The organism is Roseixanthobacter psychrophilus (assembly GCF_043195195.1).
Lineage (GTDB): Bacteria > Pseudomonadota > Alphaproteobacteria > Rhizobiales > Xanthobacteraceae > NCEH01.
The window spans coordinates 1-2733 of record NZ_JBAFWT010000105.1 but is presented as its reverse complement, the minus strand read 5'-3'; the positions used below and the strand labels follow the sequence as shown (position 1 = coordinate 2733).

At 63.2% G+C, this 2733-nt stretch carries 3 protein-coding genes and 1 pseudogene; 2 read left to right on the top strand and 2 right to left on the bottom strand.

What is annotated here, in order from left to right; translation table 11 throughout:
• The first annotated feature begins 759 nt into the window (after window positions 1-759).
• Together V5F77_RS28470 and V5F77_RS28465 are read left to right on the top strand one after the other, a co-directional pair.
• Window positions 760-996, top strand: coding sequence for a hypothetical protein (locus V5F77_RS28470; RefSeq protein WP_429008418.1), 237 nt, complete (start codon window positions 760-762; stop codon window positions 994-996).
• 66 nt (window positions 997-1062) lie between these two features.
• Window positions 1063-2198, top strand: a protein-coding gene (locus tag V5F77_RS28465) for an IS3 family transposase (protein WP_429008417.1) whose coding sequence is annotated in 2 segments (ribosomal slippage) — window positions 1063-1318 and window positions 1318-2198 — 1137 coding nt in all. Because the reading frame shifts where the segments join, the coding sequence is not laid out codon by codon here.
• Between the two features lie 61 nt (window positions 2199-2259).
• On the opposite strand, the pseudogene V5F77_RS28460 reads toward V5F77_RS28465, so the two are convergent.
• Together V5F77_RS28460 and tnpB are read right to left on the bottom strand one after the other, a co-directional pair.
• Window positions 2260-2505 (bottom strand): annotated as a pseudogene (locus V5F77_RS28460) (IS66 family transposase); the annotation flags it as partial.
• 45 nt (window positions 2506-2550) lie between these two features.
• Window positions 2551-2733, bottom strand: a 183-nt coding sequence (gene tnpB / locus V5F77_RS28455; RefSeq protein ID WP_429008416.1) for an IS66 family insertion sequence element accessory protein TnpB, incomplete at its 5' end; no start/stop codon positions are given.

The window sequence follows — 2733 nt, the reverse complement described above, 5'->3', positions numbered from 1 at the left end:
CGAGCGTGTTCATGCGCTTCCGCGGCGCCAGCGCGATTCCGAACTGAGCGCACAGGCATGGACAAACAATCGGGGAGCATTCGGAAGGCAGGCCGGCTAACCAGCATGGTCCTGATCGCACGCCCTGCACCGGGCTATTCCGTCATCCGGAGAGCCTGTTGCCGAATGGCCTCAGGCTTCGGTTTGAAGCGACCTGCTAACGGTTGGCCGACATGCGGCCGGCGATATGCAACAATCGACGAGCCAAACGCTGGTCTGGAAGCGTACTGCCGCCGAGTTCGCCAGCCAGCCAACCATTCTCCTTGCCTTCGGGTACGGCCATGCCCATCGGTGACGCCCTCGTGATTCGGCGTCACGAACAGAATCACAAATGATTCAAGGGCTTCAAGCTACATTCCCGCACGATCGCTCTTGTGGGTAATTGAAAGCCCGCGACGACGCTTACGATCTGAAAAGCCGGCGGCCGCAAAGGCATGTCCAAAAGCCGCTCAAACCCCCCGCCAGCCAGACCGGAATGGGCCGCCATGAATTAAAGAGGCTAGCTGGCCGAGCCGCCTCGAAGCCTCGATGCAACGCATCTGCGGGACCGGATTGACTCGTCCGCCTCCATTCGTCAATCGCAGGCTGAGGAGCTGAGAAGAGGCAGAAACATTAAGGGCTTCTTCTCAGCCGTCCTGGGTGAAGTTCGATCGGTCGATTGATGCGCAGCGCTGCCATTAATGCTATGATTGAATATCTGTTATGTCAGGGGGCAAGCCTATGGAGCCGCAAGAAATTCAAGACATAGGCCTGACGCTGACGGAACTCGCTCGTCCGGGCATCACTCCCAAGCAGCTCTTCGACAGCGTTAAGGCGCGCCACCCTAAAGCGAAGCGCAAGGATATCACGCGCGCAGCCCTCGCGATGATGATCGAGTCGGCGCAAACGAAGCCCTCCGTCGCACTGCTGCTGCAAGACTTCGCCTTGTCACAGCGCGCCGTCGCCGAAGAGGAATAGTGAGGTGGTCCCCGAAACCCGGACAGGGAGCTAAGCTTGGTTCGGCCTGACGGAAGGACGAGCCCGATGACCGGGAAGAGGAAGCGATATTCAGCGGAGTTCAAGGCGAAGGTGGCCCTTGAGGCGCTCCGCGGGGAGCAGACGGTAGCGCATCTGGCCGCCAAGTACGGCGTCCACCAGACTATGATCAACGCCTGGAAGAAGCAGGCCGTCGAGGGAATGGCCACGGTGTTTTCCGGCAAGGCGGAAGCGGCCGATGCCGTCCGCGAGAGCGAGATCGACCAGCTCCATGCCAAGATCGGCCAATTGGTGGTGGAACGGGATTTTTTGCGTCGGGCCTCCGGGCGCTGAGCGTGGGGGCGAGACGCGAGATGATCGAACCGGATCACCCTCAACTGCCGATCAAGCGCCAATGCGCCCTGGTCGGCATCAGCCGGTCAGCGTTCTACGGCGGCCCGCGGACCGAAAGCCTCGAGACCTTTGCCGTCATGCGGGCGATCGACGGCCAGTTCCTCGAGACGCCCTGGTACGGCTCGCGGCAGATGGTTCGTCATCTGCGCCGGCAGGGACATGAGGTCGGACGCAAGCGCGTGCGGCGCCTCATGGCCCGCATGGGGCTGGCCGCCATCTACCAGCGGCCGAAGACCCCAGTGCGGCACCCGCAGCACCGCGTCTTCCCCTATCTCCTGCGGAACATGGCGATCGACGAGCCTGACCAGGTCTGGTGCGCCGACATCACCTACATCCCGATGCGGCGCGGGTTCCTGTACCTGGTCGCCATCATGGACTGGCACAGCCGCAGGGTTCTGTCCTGGCGGCTGTCCAACACCATGGAGGCCGACTTCTGCATCGAGGCGCTGGAGGAGGCCTTGTCCCGGTTCGGGCGGCCGGGCATCTTCAACACCGACCAAGGCAGCCAGTTCACCAGCCTGCGGTTCACCCAGGTGCTGCTGGACGCCGGCGTACGGCTTTCCATGGATGGCCGCGGCCGGTGGATGGACAACGTGTTCATCGAGCGCCTCTGGCGGTCGCTGAAATACGAGTGCATCTACCTCAACGCCTTCGAGACCGGTTCCGAGACGCGGGCCGGGATCGGCCGATGGATCACCTACTACAATCGCACGAGGCCCCACTCGGCTCTCGGCGGCAGAACGCCGGAGGAGGTCCACATGGCCTGCGACGGCATCAACATGGCGGCGTGAAAAACACCAGAACCAAGCTTAGCGAAGCCGCCAAACTGTCCGCCAATGCGGGACCACCTCACTCCATCTGGTCGATGAGGCGCATCGTGCGCTCCGAGCGCTGGCCATAGAGCTCGCGCTTGAGCTTCTCGATCATCAGCTTGAGATGGGCGATCGTCGCCTCGGTCGATGACGCTGCAGCCTTCGCGGCGAGGACCTGGGCTTGCGCCTCGATCCGCGCCTGGCGCTCCGCCAGGATCATCGCATGCGCCGCCGCCAAGTCGGTCGGCAGGGTCGGCGGCACGGGCGATTCAGCGGGCGCGTTCACAAGGAGAGGGAATCACATCCGCCAGCAAAAACAAGGCTCGAAGCTCTATCCGATCGCCGTCGGACGCCAGGTCTCCACCGGATTGCGCCAGTCGATGCCAGAGAGCAGGTAACCCATCTGCGCGGGCGTGATCGCGACGACGCCGTCGGCGGGCGACGGCCACAGGAAGCGGCCCTTCTCCAGGCGACGCACGTAGAGGCTCGCCGCCTGCCCGTCGTGCCAGATGAT

What these genes read in the sequence shown, in the direction of transcription:
- V5F77_RS28470 (WP_429008418.1), top strand. Translation starts at nt 760, where the DNA reads ATGGAGCCGCAAGAAATTCAAGACATAGGCCTGACGCTGACGGAACTC.